Below are 15,179 nucleotides of genomic sequence, written 5' to 3' on the forward strand. Positions count from 1 at the left end.
CGGCCGCCTCAGGCCGCGCACCCGTTACATTCAAGGATCCTATGAGCAAGCCCACTGTCGACCCCACTCTGAATCCAAAGGCTGGCCCAGCTGTACCGGCCAATTTTCTGCGCCCTATCGTGCAGGCGGACCTTGAATCGGGTAAATGCAAACAGATCGTGACCCGCTTTCCGCCAGAGCCTAACGGCTACCTGCATATCGGCCACGCCAAGTCCATTTGCGTGAACTTTGGGCTGGCAGAAGAGTTTGGCGGCGTAACGCACCTGCGTTTTGACGACACCAACCCGGCCAAAGAAGACCAGGAATACATCGACGCGATCGAAAGCGACGTGAAATGGCTGGGCTTTGAATGGTCTGGCGAAGTGCGCTACGCGTCGCAGTACTTCGATCAACTGCATGACTGGGCTGTTTATCTGATCAAGGAAGGCAAGGCCTATGTCTGCGATCTGACACCCGAGCAAGCCAAGGAATACCGTGGCAACCTGACCGAGCCGGGCAAGAACAGCCCGTTCCGCGATCGCAGCGTTGAGGAAAACCTGGATCTGTTTGCGCGCATGAAGGCGGGCGAGTTCGAAGATGGCAAGCGTGTGCTGCGGGCCAAGATCGACATGTCTTCGCCGAACATGAACCTGCGTGACCCGATCATGTACCGCATTCGTCATGCACATCACCACCAGACCGGTGACAAGTGGTGCATCTACCCGAACTATGACTTCACCCATGGTCAGTCGGATGCCATCGAAGGCATTACCCATTCGATCTGCACCCTGGAGTTCGAAGGCCATCGTCCTCTGTATGAGTGGTTCCTCGACAGCCTGCCGGTGCCGAGCAAGCCGCGTCAGTACGAGTTCTCGCGCCTTAACTTGAACTACACCATCACCAGCAAGCGCAAGCTCAAGCAACTGGTAGATGAAAAGCACGTGAATGGCTGGGACGACCCGCGCATGTCGACCCTGTCGGGTTTCCGTCGTCGCGGTTACACGCCTAAATCGATTCGCAACTTCTGCGACATGGTCGGTACTAACCGTTCAGACGGCGTGGTGGACTTCGGCATGCTGGAATTCAGCATCCGTGATGACCTGGACCATAGCGCTCCGCGTGCGATGTGCGTGCTGCGTCCGTTGAAGGTGATCATCACCAACTACCCGCAAGACAAGGTCGAGAACCTTGAGCTGCCTTGCCACCCTAAAGAAGACATGGGTGTTCGCGTGCTGCCATTCGCGCGTGAAATCTACATCGATCGCGACGACTTCATGGAAGAGCCGCCAAAAGGTTACAAGCGCCTTGAGCCGGCGGGCGAAGTGCGTCTGCGTGGCAGCTATGTGATCCGCGCTGATGAAGCGATTAAAGATGCCGATGGCAACATCGTTGAGCTGCATTGCTCGTACGACCCTGAAACCCTGGGCAAGAACCCGGAAGGCCGCAAGGTTAAAGGCGTTGTGCATTGGGTGCCGGCTGCGGCCAGCGTTGAGTGCGAAGTGCGTTTGTATGATCGTCTGTTCCGCTCGCCGAATCCTGAAAAGGCTGAAGACGGCGCGGGTTTCCTGGAAAACATTAACCCTGATTCGCTGCAGGTATTGACTGGTTGTCGTGCTGAACCCTCGCTGGGCAATGCACAGCCGGAAGACCGTTTCCAGTTCGAGCGCGAAGGTTACTTCTGCGCGGATATCAAGGACTCGAAGCCCGGTCAGCCGGTATTCAACCGTACCGTGACTCTGCGTGACTCGTGGGGCCAGTGATCAAGTTTTAAGGAATCAGTCGTGCTAACGATCTACAACACGCTCACCAAGAGCAAAGAAGTTTTCAAGCCGCTGGATGGCAATAATGTGCGCATGTACGTGTGCGGCATGACCGTGTACGACTATTGCCATCTGGGGCACGGTCGCAGCATGGTTGCGTTCGACCTGGTGACGCGCTGGTTGCGTTTCAGTGGTTACGATTTGACGTATGTGCGCAACATCACCGATATCGACGACAAGATCATTAATCGTGCGCGCAAGAACGGCGAAGCGTTCGATGCGCTGACTGCGCGCATGACCGTCGCGATGCATGAGGACGAAGCACGGCTCAATATCCGCAAGCCGGATATGGAGCCGCGTGCCACGGATCATATTCCGGGCATGCACGCGATGATTCAGACCTTGATCGACAAGGGTTATGCCTACGCCCCTGGCAATGGCGACGTGTATTACCGTGTTGCCAAGTTCATGGGTTACGGCAAGTTGTCGCGCAAGAAGATTGAAGACCTGCGCATCGGTGCTCGCATCGAAGTCGACGAGGCCAAAGACGATCCGCTGGACTTCGTGCTGTGGAAAGGCGTCAAGCCGGGCGAGCCAAGCTGGGAGTCGCCGTGGGGGCCGGGTCGTCCGGGCTGGCACATTGAGTGCTCGGTGATGTCCACCTGCTGCTTGGGTGAGACGTTCGATATTCATGGTGGCGGCAGCGATCTTGAGTTTCCGCACCATGAAAACGAAATCGCCCAAAGCGAGGCGGCGACGGGTAAAACCTACGCCAATGCCTGGATGCACTGCGGGATGATTCGCATCAATGGCGAGAAGATGTCCAAATCCTTGAACAACTTCTTCACCATTCGCGACGTTCTGGAGAAATATCATCCGGAAGTGGTGCGTTACCTGTTGGTTTCCAGTCATTACCGGAGCGCGATCAACTATTCCGAAGACAACCTCAAGGACGCAAAAGCGGCACTTGAGCGTTTCTATCACGCGCTGAAAGGTTTGCCGAAAGTGGCGCCAGCCGGTGGTGAGGCGTTTGTTGAGCGCTTTACTCAGGTGATGAACGACGATTTCGGTACGCCTGAAGCCTGTGCTGTGCTGTTTGAGATGGTTCGCGAAATTAATCGTTTGCGCGAAACAGATCTGCAGGCTGCGGCCGGTTTGGCGGCGCGCCTCAAAGAGTTGGCGGATGTGCTGGGTGTGTTGCAGCTCGAAGCCGATGACTTTTTGCAGGCCGGCGCTGAAGGGCGGGTGGATGCGGCAGAAGTTGATGCCTTGATTGCAGCTCGTTTGGCTGCACGTGCGGGCAAAGACTGGGCTGAGTCCGACCGTATCCGCGATCAGCTTGCGGCAATGGGTGTTGTGCTGGAAGACAGTAAAGGCGCTACAACCTGGCGTTTGGCTGACTAAGGATGCGACTACAGGGCTAGCGACATTCCCTGTGGGAGCGAGCTTGCTCGCGATCTTTTGATCTTGATCGCATGCACAGAAAGCAGGCAATAAAAAACGGCACCTTCGGGTGCCGTTTTTTTTTGCGAGACGCTAAAACTTAGTCGTGCAATGTCTCAGCTGCGTATAGCGTATTTTCCAGCAGGCAGGCGCGTGTCATCGGGCCAACGCCGCCAGGGACTGGCGTGATCCAGCCGGCGCGGGGCAGGGCGGTCTCGTAAACCACGTCGCCCACCAGCTTGCCATCTGCCTGGCGGTTAATGCCAACGTCGATCACGATGGCGCCTTCCTTGATCCACTCGCCTTTGACCAGGCCTGGTTTGCCTGCGGCCACGACCACCAGGTCGGCGCGGCCAACGTGGCCAGCCAGATCCTTGGTGAAACGGTGGGTAACCGTTACGGTGCAGCCCGCCAGCAGCAACTCCATGGCCATTGGGCGGCCCACAATGTTGGAGGCGCCGACAATAACGGCGTCCATTCCGTACAGGTCCTGACCTGTGCTTTCCAGCAAGGTCATGATGCCTTTAGGGGTGCAAGGGCGCAGCAATGGAATGCGTTGTGCCAGACGGCCAACGTTGTAAGGGTGGAAGCCGTCCACGTCTTTGTCAGGGCGGATGCGCTCCAGCAATTTGGAGGCGTCCAGATGCTCTGGCAGGGGCAATTGAAGCAGGACGCCGTCGATGTTCGGGTCTTCATTAAGACGGTCGATCAAGTCAGTCAGTGCTTGTTGAGTCGTATCGCTAGGCAGGTCATAGGCTTGTGACAGAAAGCCTACCTCTTCGCAGTCTTTACGCTTGTGCGAAACATAAACCTGGGAGGCAGGATCGCTGCCGACCAGAATCACTGCCAGGCCGGGAGTGCGCAGGCCTTGCTCGTGACGCTCGGCGACACGTTTGGCAATCTGCTGGCGCAGGCTGGCGGCGATCGCTTTGCCGTCGATTAGTTGTGCAGTCATTACGCGTGATTAACCATCGTAAAGGGTGGAAAAAGGACGTGCATTCTCGCATGTCGGCGCGTAGGGGCAAAGGCGCTTGGTCTGCTTATTCCCCTAACTCCTTTATATTTCTAAACTTTTTAGAAAAAAGAGTTGACGGCTTTCCGGCTCGCCTATAACATTCGTCGCACTTGTCGGGCACAGCCTAGCACTGGTTAAGAAGGTAGAGCGAAGTTGTTGTCCAGCTTGGTGATACTGAAAGCACTTAGTTTGTAATCGTCACAGAGTACAGATTAATAAGGCGCCCGTAGCTCAGCTGGATAGAGCATCCGCCTTCTAAGCGGATGGTCGCAGGTTCGAGTCCTGCCGGGTGCGCCATTAGGCAGCTTTGGCACAAGTAAGGCAGCAAAGGCAATATGGTGGGCGTAGCTCAGTTGGTAGAGCACGGGATTGTGACTCCCGTTGTCGAGGGTTCGATCCCCTTCGTCCACCCCATATTTAGAAAGACGCCAGATTAATGATCTGGCGTCTTTGCTTGAAAAGTTTGAAATGCGGATGTGGTGGAATTGGTAGACACACTGGATTTAGGTTCCAGCGCCGAAAGGTGTGAGAGTTCGAGTCTCTCCGTCCGCACCAAATCAGGTTTCGCAATGCTTCGCTGGTTTTTGCGAAACCGTTGAAAAGCCGCCCTAGGCGGCTTTTTTATTTTGCAGTAGCGCGCTTTATCGGCGATTTGCTGCAAGTTTAGTTGGTCGGTCAGTTCGTGGTTAATTCGGCGGAGTGCGCAGATCTACTAATGCTCTCACTTGTTCGGCATGTCTTTGGGCTGTCTGGGTGCAAGTAGGGTGATACACGCAATATGGTGGGCGTAGCTCAGTTGGTAGAGCACGGGATTGTGACTCCCGTTGTCGAGGGTTCGATCCCCTTCGTCCACCCCATATTTAGAAAAAACGCCAGATTAATAATCTGGCGTTTTTGTTTTAAAAGTTTGGCTTGCAGATGCAGTCGAGTGATGGATTCAGATTTCATCGCCATTGAAGTGGCTTTGGTAAGCCTTGGTGCCGTTTCGGGGCGCGAGATTTGCCCAAGACCTAAAAAAGCGCAGTACCTGCAAAGGGATGCGCTTTTTTTTGGTTTGTACTGTTTTGGGTGTGTGAGCGATGGGCTGCATTGTGTTGCTGAATAATGCCTGTCTCCCGTTTTCTTACCCTGCAGGGGCGCTGCCAAGCGCTTGCTTGATGCCTGCTTCTATATAGAAGGCTCTGAACTGGGGTCTGTGTGTAAAGATTTATGTGTTTTCAGGTGGTTAAGCAAATCATTGCTTGCGCTTAATAATGTACCTGCTGTTTCTGTGCGCGATTTCGGTAGGGTGACTTCTTGAGTTTGACCCACTAGAATGCATGCCCTTGATTATGGGGTCGGAAACGGCCGGCTAATGTCTGTGCAACGAGGAATATCCATGCAAGTTTCTGTTGAAAATACTTCCGCTCTTGAGCGTCGCATGACCATTGGCGTGCCAGCTGAGCGTATTGAGGCTGAAGTCAACAAGCGTCTGCAACAGACTGCCCAAAAGGCCAAAATCCCGGGCTTCCGTCCAGGCAAAGTGCCAATGAGCGTGATCCGTCAGCGTTACGAAGCTGATGCGCGTCAAGAAGCGCTGGGCAACGTGATCCAGGCTTCTTTCTACGAAGCAGTGGTTGAGCAAAAGCTGAACCCGGCTGGCGCACCATCGGTTGAGCCTAAAGTCTTCGAGAAAGGCAAAGATCTGGAATACATTGCCACTTTCGAAGTATTCCCAGAATTCGAAGTGACCGGTCTGGACACTATCGCCGTCGAGCGCCTGAGCGCCGAAGTGGCTGATGCTGACCTGGACAAAATGCTGGACGTGCTGCGCAAGCAAAACACCCGCTTTGAAGTGACTGAGCGTGCTGCTCAGAACGAAGACCAGCTGAACATTGATTTCGTTGGCAAGGTTGATGGCGAAGTATTCGCTGGCGGTTCCGCCAAGGGTACTCAGCTGGTTCTGGGTTCGGGCCGCATGATTCCTGGCTTCGAAGACGGTCTGGTTGGTGCTAAGGCAGGCGAAGAGCGCGTTCTGTCCCTGACTTTCCCAGAGGACTATCAGAACCTGGACCTGGCTGGCAAAGCCGCTGAGTTCACCGTGACTGTCAACACTGTATCTGAGCCTAAGCTGCCAGAGCTGAACGAAGAGTTCTTCGCTCAATTCGGTATCAAGGAAACAGGTATCGAAGGTTTCCGCGCCGAAGTTCGTAAGAACATGGAGCGTGAGCTGCGTCAGGCAATCAAGTCCAAGGTTAAGAACCAGGTAATGGACGGTCTGCTGGCTGCCAACCCGATTGAAGTGCCAAAAGCTTTGCTGTCCAACGAAGTTGATCGTCTGCGCGTTCAGGCTGTTCAGCAGTTCGGTGGCAACATCAAGCCAGATCAACTGCCGGCTGAGCTGTTCGAAGAGCAAGCCAAGCGTCGCGTTGTGCTGGGGCTGATCGTTGCGGAAGTGGTTAAGCAATTCGACCTGAAGCCTGACGAAGATCGCGTACGCGAAATGATTCAGGAAATGGCTTCCGCTTATCAGGAGCCAGAGCAGGTTGTAGCGTGGTACTACAAAAATGACCAGCAATTGAACGAGGTTCGTTCGGTTGTGCTGGAAGAGCAAGTTGTGGATACTGTTCTGCAGAAGGCTAAGGTGACCGATAAAGCGGTCTCTTACGAAGAAGCTGTCAAACCGGTGGAAGCTCCACAAGCCGACTGATTTCTGACTCGTTAGAAAACACAACCATAAGCCAGCCTCGAGCTGGCTTATGCGTATTCCAGACAAGACTTTTTGGGAGTGACTGCCGGACATGTCCCGCAATTCTTATATTCAGCAGAACTCTGACATCCAGGCCGCTGGCGGCCTGGTCCCGATGGTTGTTGAGCAGTCTGCTCGTGGCGAACGCGCCTACGACATCTATTCGCGCCTTTTGAAGGAACGAATCATCTTCCTGGTAGGCCCTGTCGAAGACTACATGGCCAATCTGGTTGCTGCGCAGCTGCTTTTCCTTGAAGCCGAAAACCCGGACAAGGACATCCATCTTTACATCAACTCCCCTGGCGGCTCGGTCACTGCAGGCATGTCGATCTACGACACCATGCAGTTCATCAAGCCAGACGTGTCGACCATCTGTATTGGTCAGGCCTGCAGCATGGGTGCTTTCCTGTTGGCTGGCGGCGCACCGGGCAAGCGTCACTGCCTGCCTAACTCGCGCATGATGATTCACCAGCCATTGGGCGGTTTCCAGGGGCAGGCGTCGGATATCGACATTCATGCCAAGGAAATCCTCAACATTCGTCACCGTTTGAACTCGCTGCTGGCTCATCACACGGGTCAGACTCTCGAGACCATCGAGCGTGACACTGAGCGTGACAACTTCATGAGCGCTGAGCGTGCGGCCGAATACGGTTTGATCGACTCTGTGTTCAGCAAGCGTCAAATGCCCGCTTAAGTAGCCCAAGTGTAGGTGGTTGGGTTAACCGACCACCTGCGGGCTTGAAAAAGCCCGCAGTTGCCTTCATCTTGTGTTGCAAGCCTATCGGATTTGGATCGATCGAATGACTGACACCCGCAACGGCGAGGACAACGGCAAATTGCTCTATTGCTCCTTCTGTGGCAAAAGCCAGCATGAAGTGCGTAAATTGATTGCCGGCCCCTCGGTGTTTATCTGCGACGAATGCGTCGACTTGTGCAACGACATCATCCGTGAGGAGGTGCAGGAAGCCCAAGCTGAAAGCAGCGCGCATAAATTACCTTCGCCAAAAGAAATCAGCGGCATCCTTGATCAATACGTTATTGGTCAGGAACGTGCCAAAAAGGTTTTGGCTGTAGCGGTGTACAACCACTACAAACGCCTCAACCAGCGTGACAAAAAAAATGACGACGTCGAACTCGGCAAGAGCAACATCCTGCTGATCGGACCTACCGGCTCGGGTAAAACCCTGCTGGCAGAAACCTTGGCTCGTCTGCTGAATGTGCCTTTCACCATCGCTGATGCCACCACGCTGACCGAAGCCGGTTATGTGGGCGAGGATGTGGAAAACATCATTCAGAAACTGCTTCAGAAATGCGATTACGACGTAGAGAAAGCCCAAATGGGTATCGTCTACATCGATGAAATCGACAAGATTTCGCGCAAATCTGACAACCCTTCGATTACCCGTGATGTTTCCGGCGAAGGTGTGCAGCAAGCGTTGCTCAAACTGATCGAAGGCACCGTGGCTTCCGTACCGCCTCAAGGTGGCCGCAAGCATCCTCAGCAGGAGTTCTTGCAGGTTGATACCCGCAATATTCTGTTTATCTGCGGTGGTGCATTCTCAGGCCTTGAGAAGGTTGTCCAGGCACGCTCTACGCGCGGCGGCATCGGCTTTAGCGCCGAAGTACGCAGCAAGGAAGAGGGCAAGAAGGTTGGCGAATCCCTGCGTGAAGTCGAGCCTGATGATCTGGTCAAGTTCGGTCTGATCCCTGAGTTCGTGGGTCGTTTGCCTGTTCTTGCAACGCTCGACGAGCTGGATGAAGCTGCGCTGATGCAGATTCTGACCGAACCGAAAAACGCGCTGACCAAGCAATACGGCAAGTTGTTCGAGATGGAAGGCGTTGATCTTGAGTTCCGTGCGGACGCCCTGAAAGCAGTGGCCAAGCGTGCGCTGGAGCGCAAGACGGGTGCTCGTGGTCTTCGTTCGATTCTTGAAAGCGTATTGCTCGACACCATGTACGAAATTCCCTCGCAGTCCGAGGTGAGTAAAGTTGTGATCGACGAAAGCGTTATAGAAGGCAAGTCAAAGCCGCTGTTGATTTATGAAAACAGCGAAGCGACTGCCAAGGCTGCACCCGACGCGTAAGTGTATTGCTGTGTATTACATCTTGCGTGTTAAAGAAGGGGCCTTCGGGCCCCTTTGTTTTTCCTGTCGGTCAGCGCTTGTTTTTTTCCCGGACAGCCCCCATCTTGGCTTCAAGCTTACATCCATCTGATTACGGCCTTATGGCCGCCGTAGAGGCGAAATCATGAAGACAACCATCGAATTGCCTCTCCTGCCATTGCGCGATGTCGTGGTTTATCCGCACATGGTTATTCCACTGTTCGTGGGACGCGAGAAATCAATCGAGGCCCTTGAGGCTGCGATGACGGGCGACAAGCAGATTTTGCTGTTGGCTCAAAAAAATCCTGCTGACGATGATCCGGGCGAAGACGCTCTGTATCGTGTGGGTACTATTGCAACGGTCCTGCAACTGCTCAAGCTCCCGGATGGCACAGTTAAAGTGCTGGTTGAGGGTGAGCAGCGCGGTGCTGTGGAGTATTTCGGTCAGGCTGACGGCTACTTGAGCGCTGAAGTCTCTTTGATTGACGAAGTGGCTGCTCCGGAGCGCGAATCCGAAGTCTTTGTACGCAGCCTGCTCTCGCAGTTCGAGCAGTATGTGCAGTTGGGCAAGAAGGTGCCTGCCGAGGTGTTGTCATCGCTTAACAGCATTGATGAGCCAAGCCGTCTGGTCGATACCATGGCTGCCCACATGGCGCTGAAGATCGAGCAGAAGCAGGAAATTCTTGAAATCATCGACCTGCAAGCGCGGGTCGAGCATGTTCTGGCGTTGCTGGATGCCGAGATCGACTTGCTGCAAGTTGAAAAGCGCATTCGTGGCCGTGTCAAAAAACAGATGGAGCGCAGCCAGCGCGAGTACTACCTGAATGAGCAGATGAAGGCCATTCAGAAAGAGCTGGGTGACGGTGACGAAGGTCACAACGAAATTGAAGAGCTGAAAAAGCGCATTGAAGAGGCCGGCCTGCCTAAAGATGCAATGACCAAGGCTCAGGCTGAGTTGAACAAGCTTAAGCAAATGTCGCCAATGTCCGCAGAAGCGACCGTGGTGCGCTCCTACATTGACTGGTTGGTACAGGTGCCGTGGAAGGCTCAGAGCAAGGTGCGTCTGGACCTAAAGCGCGCTGAAGACATTCTGGATGCCGACCACTATGGTCTGGACGAAGTCAAAGAGCGGATTCTCGAATACCTCGCCGTGCAAAAGCGCGTGAAGAAAATCCGTGGTCCGGTTTTGTGCCTGGTAGGTCCTCCTGGTGTAGGTAAGACCTCTCTTGCAGAGTCCATTGCCAGCGCGACAAACCGTAAATTCGTGCGCATGGCCTTGGGCGGCGTACGCGATGAAGCGGAAATTCGTGGTCACCGCCGTACCTACATCGGTTCCATGCCAGGAAGATTGATTCAAAAGATGACAAAGGTGGGTGTGCGTAACCCGCTTTTCTTGCTCGATGAAATCGACAAGATGGGCAGCGACATGCGCGGTGATCCGGCATCTGCATTGCTGGAAGTGCTGGACCCTGAGCAAAACCACAACTTCAACGACCATTACCTTGAGGTCGATTACGACCTGTCCGATGTGATGTTCCTGTGCACCTCGAACTCCATGAACATCCCGCCAGCGTTGCTGGATCGGATGGAAGTGATTCGTCTGCCGGGCTACACCGAAGACGAAAAAATCAACATCGCAATCAAATACCTCGCTCCGAAACAAATTGAAGCGAATGGATTGAAGAAAGGCGAGCTGGCATTCGACAACGAAGCCATCCGCGACATCATTCGTTACTACACCCGCGAAGCAGGTGTGCGGGGCCTTGAGCGTCAGATTGCGAAGATTTGCCGCAAGGCAGTCAAAGAGCATGCGATGGAAAAACGCTTCTCCGTCACTGTAACCTCTGAGCTTCTGGAACACTTCCTGGGCGTAAGAAAATTCAGTTATGGCCTGGCAGAACAGCAAGACCAGATTGGTCAAGTGACCGGCCTGGCCTGGACTCAAGTCGGCGGCGAATTGCTCACTATTGAGGCCGCTGTCGTGCCTGGTAAAGGTCAGTTGATCAAGACTGGTTCGCTCGGTGATGTGATGGTTGAGTCCATTACTGCGGCTTTGACGGTCGTCCGCAGCCGCGCCAAGAGCCTTGGTATCCCATTGGATTTCCACGAGAAACGTGACATTCACATCCACATGCCAGAAGGTGCTACGCCTAAAGACGGGCCGAGTGCTGGTGTAGGAATGTGTACTGCTTTGGTGTCAGCGCTTACGCTGATTCCTGTGCGTGCAGATGTTGCAATGACCGGTGAAATTACCTTGCGTGGTCAGGTACTGGCCATCGGTGGTCTGAAGGAAAAATTGCTGGCGGCCCACCGCGGTGGAATCAAAACCGTAATTATTCCTGAAGAGAATGTCCGCGATCTGAAGGAAATTCCTGACAACATCAAACAGGATCTTCAGATTAAACCGGTTAAATGGATTGACGAGGTCCTGCAAATTGCGCTGCAATACGCCCCGGAGCCCTTGCCAGATGTGGCTCCTGAGATTGTTGCCAAGGATGAGAAGCGAGAGTCTGACGCTAAGGAAAGAATCAGCACGCATTAATACTAATTTGCCTGAGGGGCTTTCTTGACGCTGTTTAGAGCCCTTGTTATAAAGCGGCTCTATAAGTGTCCGCAGTACTCAGGCAAGCGTTCAGGTTTTACCAAAAAACTTTAGAAACATACTCAGATAGATATAAGGGGACTTAGAGTGAACAAGTCGGAACTGATTGATGCTATCGCTGCATCTGCTGATATCCCGAAAGCTGCAGCTGGCCGTGCGCTGGACGCAGTAATCGAATCCGTCACTGGCGCTCTGAAGGCCGGCGACTCTGTGGTACTGGTTGGCTTTGGTACTTTTTCTGTAAGCGAACGTTCCGCTCGCACTGGTCGTAACCCTCAGACGGGTAAAACGCTGGAAATTCCTGCTGCTAATAAACCAGGCTTCAAAGCCGGTAAAGCACTGAAAGAAGCGGTTAACTAAGTTTCTGTAACACCTTTACCCAACCGGGTCAGGCGCACGCCAGGCTTGGCAGCGGAGCGGTTGTACGGTCAATGCATGCATTGATGAGTTACACCGGGGGTCGCGGGTTCGAGCCCGGTCCGCTCCGCCAGTTACGAGAAGGCGCATCCTCGGATGCGCCTTTCTTCTATCCGGACTCTACCCACGCTCCACGGTTGCTCATTGTGCAAGACCGTTTCTGGGGGAAGCATGCTGCAAAATATCAGGGACAATTCACAAGGCTGGATTGCCAAGACCATCATCGGTGTCATCGTCGCGCTCATGGCGTTGACCGGTTTCGATGCGATTTTTCAAGCCACCTCTACCAGCAAGGATGCGGCCAAGGTAAACGGTGAGGAAATCACCCAAGTTGAACTCAGCCAAGCTGTCGACATGCAACGTCGTCAGTTGATGCAACAGCTGGGCAAGGATTTCGACGCGTCGTTACTGGACGAAAAAATGCTGCATGAGGCAGCCCTGAAAGGGTTGATCGATCGCAAGTTGCTGCTGCAAGGCGCCAATAATGCGAAGTTCTCCTTCTCTGAAGCCGCTTTGGACCAGGTCATTCTGCAGACGCCTGAGTTTCAGGACAATGGCCAATTCAGCCCTGAGCGTTTCGATCAGGTGATTCGTCAACTGGGTTACGGCCGTCTGCAATTTCGCGAAATGCTAGGCCAGGAAATGTTGATTGGTCAGCTGCGTGCCGGTTTGGCAGGCAGTGGTTTTGTGACTGATGAGCAAGTGAACGCTTTTGCCCGCCTTGAAAAGCAAACCCGTGATTTCGCTACCCTGAACATCAAGGCAGATCCTGCTGCGGTGAAAATCAGCGAAGAAGAAGTCAAGGCTTACTACGACAAGCACGCCAAAGAATTCATGACGCCTGACCAAGTCGTGATTGATTACATCGAATTGAAGAAGTCTGCCTTCTTTGATCAGGTGGCGGTCAAAGATGACGAGCTGCAGGCGCTTTATCAGAAAGAAATCGCCAACCTGGCGGAACAGCGTCGTGCTGCGCACATCCTGATTGAGGTCAACGACAAAGTCAGCGACGCGCAAGCCAAAGCCAAGATCGAAGAGATTCAACAGCGTCTGGCCAAAGGCGAAAGCTTTGAGGCTTTGGCCAAAGAGTTATCTCAAGATCCGGGTTCGGCTGCCAATGGCGGTGATCTCGGTTACGCGGGCCCGGGTGTCTATGATCCGGTCTTTGAAGCGGCTGAGTATGCGTTGAAAAAAGACCAGGTTTCGGAGCCGGTTCGTACCAGCTTTGGTTACCACCTGATCAAGCTGCTGGGTGTCGAAGCGCCGGAAGTACCGACCTTCGCCAGTTTGAAAGACAAACTGACGCGTGATCTGAAAACGCAACAGGTTGAGCGCAGCTTTGTCGATGCGACCAAGCAGCTCGAAGACTCTGCGTTTGAAGCCTCTGATCTGGCCCAGCCTGCTCAGGACTTGAAGCTGACTGTGCATACCTCGGCGCCGTTTGGCCGTGAGGGTGGTGAAGGCATTGCTGCTAACCGTGCTGTGATTCAAGCCGCATTCAGCACTGAAGTGATGGACGAGGGTGCCAACAGTACCGCGCTTGAGCTTGACCCTGAGACCGTTGTCGTACTGCGTGTTAAAGAGCACCGCAAGCCAGAGCAGTTGCCTCTGGAGGCCGTAGCTTCAAGCATTCGTGCACAACTGGTCAAAGAGCACGCGAGTGCGGCGGCTAAAACCAAGGCTGATGAAATCATTGCAGGCTTGCGCGATGGCAAATTGCCGTTGAGCCAGCCCGTTGACGGTCAGTCGTGGAAGGTTCAGGAAGCCGTTGCGCGGGGCCAGGACGGTATTGATCCTGCCGTGTTGCAAGCTGTATTCCGCATGCCTAAGCCTGCGTCCAAGGACAAGCCGACATTTGGCAGCGTGACCTTGGCTGATGGCACCGTTGTGGTGTTGTGTCTGAACGGCGTTAACGATGCCGCGAAGCCGACTGAAGAAGAGAAAGCGTCGTATCGTCGCTTCCTTGCTTCGCGTGTTGGCCAGCAAGACTTTGCTGCCTACCGCAAGCAGTTGGAAAACGAAGCCAAGGTTGATCGCTACTAAGCGTTCTTCATGGCTTCACAAAAAATGGCCGCTCACTGAGCGGCCATTTTTTATGCGTGACAGAAAATCACAGGACGTAGGCTGCGGCAGCTCCCACTCAGATGGGTAATGCCCCGGAGCCATCATCTGACCAGGCCCTCAACAAACTCAAGCAGTGCACGTGTTTTGGCCGGGACGTGATGCCGCGAAGGGTAGTACGCATAGAGCGGGAATCGCTGTTGCGACCAATCAGGAAACAGTGGGACCAACTGATTGGATGCGATGTACTCCTCGACGCCCAACTCGAACAGTTGCGCGATACCGAGCCCGGCCAGGCAGGTGCTATAGACCGTTCCAGGGTCGTTGACGGTGAGCGTGCCTTGCGGTTTGAGCGTCAACTGCTTGCTGCGTTGATGGAATTCCCAGGCAAAGGGTTTTCCTGTCACCGGTTCCCTGAAGAGGATGCAGCGATGAGGCGCGTTTTCCAGTGCTCGCGGCTCTGCAGGGTGTCCAAATCGCTTCAAATAGGCTGGAGATGCCATCGTCAGTACCCGAGTGTCGAACAGTTTTCTGGCGACGAGCGAGGAGGGTTGCGGATGTCCGAAACGCAGCGCCAGATCAAAGCCATCTGCGACCAGGTCACCAAGGTCCTCCTTGCTGCGCAGATCCAGTTCGAGTTCCGGGTGGCGGTCCATGAAGGGCCCTAAGCGTGGGCCCAGGATGAATCGTGCGAACAGTGGGTCGACGTTGACGCGTAAACGGCCATAGACTTTTTGCGCATCGCCAGCGGCATTGCTCGTGACCTCCGTCAGTGCGCCGATCAGCGGCATTACCTGCTCGTAAAAGTGTCGGCCCTCATCGGTCAGTCTGACTGCCCGTGTGGTGCGCTCGAAAACCCGGATGCCAAGTCGTGTTTCCAAGCGGGCGATTGCTCTGCTGACCCCTGATTGCGACATGTCCAGCACCTCTGCGGCCCCGCCAAAACTGCGTGTATCGACGACTGCCGCCATGACATCCACACCCTCAAGAAGCTGGGAACTGAGTGCTCGCATTGATGACTCCGGCGCATAGGTATTGTGATTTTCATGCTATCGCAATTTTGTCAGCTAAA

At 54.2% G+C, this 15,179-nt stretch carries 11 protein-coding genes and 4 tRNA genes; 13 read left to right on the top strand and 2 right to left on the bottom strand.

Features of this window, described 5'->3' with window-relative positions; translation table 11 throughout:
- Window positions 1-41 precede the first annotated feature (41 nt).
- Together RHM56_RS07225 and cysS are read left to right on the top strand one after the other, a co-directional pair.
- Window positions 42-1,739, top strand: a complete 1,698-nt coding sequence (locus RHM56_RS07225; protein ID WP_322239968.1) for a glutamine--tRNA ligase/YqeY domain fusion protein — start codon at window positions 42-44, stop codon at window positions 1,737-1,739.
- A 21-nt stretch (window positions 1,740-1,760) separates the two neighbouring features.
- Window positions 1,761-3,143 carry a cysteine--tRNA ligase gene (cysS, locus tag RHM56_RS07230; protein WP_322239970.1) on the top strand — a complete coding sequence of 461 codons (1,383 nt, stop codon included), beginning with the start codon at window positions 1,761-1,763 and terminating at the stop codon, window positions 3,141-3,143.
- 139 nt (window positions 3,144-3,282) lie between these two features.
- On the opposite strand, the gene folD is transcribed toward cysS, so the two are convergent.
- On the bottom strand, window positions 3,283-4,137 hold the full coding sequence (folD, locus tag RHM56_RS07235) for a bifunctional methylenetetrahydrofolate dehydrogenase/methenyltetrahydrofolate cyclohydrolase FolD (protein ID WP_322239972.1): 855 nt from the start codon (window positions 4,135-4,137) through the stop codon (window positions 3,283-3,285).
- 280 nt (window positions 4,138-4,417) lie between these two features.
- Here folD and RHM56_RS07240 point away from each other — a divergent pair.
- From RHM56_RS07240 to RHM56_RS07290, 11 genes are all read left to right on the top strand, one after another.
- Window positions 4,418-4,494: transfer RNA gene (locus tag RHM56_RS07240), tRNA-Arg, on the top strand.
- Between the two features lie 41 nt (window positions 4,495-4,535).
- Window positions 4,536-4,611: transfer RNA gene (locus tag RHM56_RS07245), tRNA-His, on the top strand.
- A gap of 56 nt (window positions 4,612-4,667) precedes the next feature.
- Window positions 4,668-4,752: transfer RNA gene (locus RHM56_RS07250), tRNA-Leu, on the top strand.
- A 226-nt stretch (window positions 4,753-4,978) separates the two neighbouring features.
- Window positions 4,979-5,054, top strand: a tRNA-His gene (locus RHM56_RS07255).
- 74 nt (window positions 5,055-5,128) lie between these two features.
- Window positions 5,129-5,302, top strand: a complete 174-nt coding sequence (locus RHM56_RS07260) for a hypothetical protein (protein ID WP_322239974.1) — start codon at window positions 5,129-5,131, stop codon at window positions 5,300-5,302.
- A gap of 273 nt (window positions 5,303-5,575) precedes the next feature.
- Window positions 5,576-6,886 carry a trigger factor gene (tig, locus tag RHM56_RS07265; protein ID WP_322239976.1) on the top strand — a complete coding sequence of 437 codons (1,311 nt, stop codon included), beginning with the start codon at window positions 5,576-5,578 and terminating at the stop codon, window positions 6,884-6,886.
- A gap of 91 nt (window positions 6,887-6,977) precedes the next feature.
- Window positions 6,978-7,619, top strand: a complete 642-nt coding sequence (gene clpP, locus RHM56_RS07270) for an ATP-dependent Clp endopeptidase proteolytic subunit ClpP (RefSeq protein ID WP_019408040.1) — start codon at window positions 6,978-6,980, stop codon at window positions 7,617-7,619.
- Window positions 7,620-7,725: 106 nt separating this feature from the next.
- Window positions 7,726-9,009 carry an ATP-dependent Clp protease ATP-binding subunit ClpX gene (clpX, locus tag RHM56_RS07275; protein ID WP_019408041.1) on the top strand — a complete coding sequence of 428 codons (1,284 nt, stop codon included), beginning with the start codon at window positions 7,726-7,728 and terminating at the stop codon, window positions 9,007-9,009.
- Between the two features lie 163 nt (window positions 9,010-9,172).
- Window positions 9,173-11,569 (top strand): endopeptidase La, encoded by a 2,397-nt coding sequence (lon, locus tag RHM56_RS07280; RefSeq protein ID WP_322239979.1) that lies wholly within the window; start codon window positions 9,173-9,175, stop codon window positions 11,567-11,569.
- 147 nt (window positions 11,570-11,716) lie between these two features.
- Window positions 11,717-11,989: an HU family DNA-binding protein gene (locus RHM56_RS07285; RefSeq protein ID WP_322239980.1), complete on the top strand. Its 273-nt coding sequence runs from the start codon at window positions 11,717-11,719 to the stop codon at window positions 11,987-11,989.
- A gap of 228 nt (window positions 11,990-12,217) precedes the next feature.
- Window positions 12,218-14,089 (top strand): SurA N-terminal domain-containing protein, encoded by a 1,872-nt coding sequence (locus RHM56_RS07290; protein WP_322239982.1) that lies wholly within the window; start codon window positions 12,218-12,220, stop codon window positions 14,087-14,089.
- A gap of 122 nt (window positions 14,090-14,211) precedes the next feature.
- On the opposite strand, the gene RHM56_RS07295 is transcribed toward RHM56_RS07290, so the two are convergent.
- Window positions 14,212-15,120: a LysR family transcriptional regulator gene (locus tag RHM56_RS07295; RefSeq protein ID WP_322239984.1), complete on the bottom strand. Its 909-nt coding sequence runs from the start codon at window positions 15,118-15,120 to the stop codon at window positions 14,212-14,214.
- Window positions 15,121-15,179: the final 59 nt, after the last annotated feature.

It is taken from the genome of Pseudomonas sp. CCC3.1 (genome assembly GCF_034347405.1).
Classification (GTDB): Bacteria; Pseudomonadota; Gammaproteobacteria; order Pseudomonadales; family Pseudomonadaceae; genus Aquipseudomonas.

What these genes read in the sequence shown, in the direction of transcription:
- RHM56_RS07225 (WP_322239968.1), top strand. Translation starts at nt 42, where the DNA reads ATGAGCAAGCCCACTGTCGACCCCACTCTGAATCCAAAGGCTGGCCCA.
- folD (WP_322239972.1), bottom strand. Translation starts at nt 4,137, where the DNA reads ATGACTGCACAACTAATCGACGGCAAAGCGATCGCCGCCAGCCTGCGC.
- RHM56_RS07260 (WP_322239974.1), top strand. Translation starts at nt 5,129, where the DNA reads ATGGATTCAGATTTCATCGCCATTGAAGTGGCTTTGGTAAGCCTTGGT.
- tig (WP_322239976.1), top strand. Translation starts at nt 5,576, where the DNA reads ATGCAAGTTTCTGTTGAAAATACTTCCGCTCTTGAGCGTCGCATGACC.
- clpP (WP_019408040.1), top strand. Translation starts at nt 6,978, where the DNA reads ATGTCCCGCAATTCTTATATTCAGCAGAACTCTGACATCCAGGCCGCT.
- clpX (WP_019408041.1), top strand. Translation starts at nt 7,726, where the DNA reads ATGACTGACACCCGCAACGGCGAGGACAACGGCAAATTGCTCTATTGC.
- lon (WP_322239979.1), top strand. Translation starts at nt 9,173, where the DNA reads ATGAAGACAACCATCGAATTGCCTCTCCTGCCATTGCGCGATGTCGTG.
- RHM56_RS07290 (WP_322239982.1), top strand. Translation starts at nt 12,218, where the DNA reads ATGCTGCAAAATATCAGGGACAATTCACAAGGCTGGATTGCCAAGACC.
- RHM56_RS07295 (WP_322239984.1), bottom strand. Translation starts at nt 15,120, where the DNA reads ATGCGAGCACTCAGTTCCCAGCTTCTTGAGGGTGTGGATGTCATGGCG.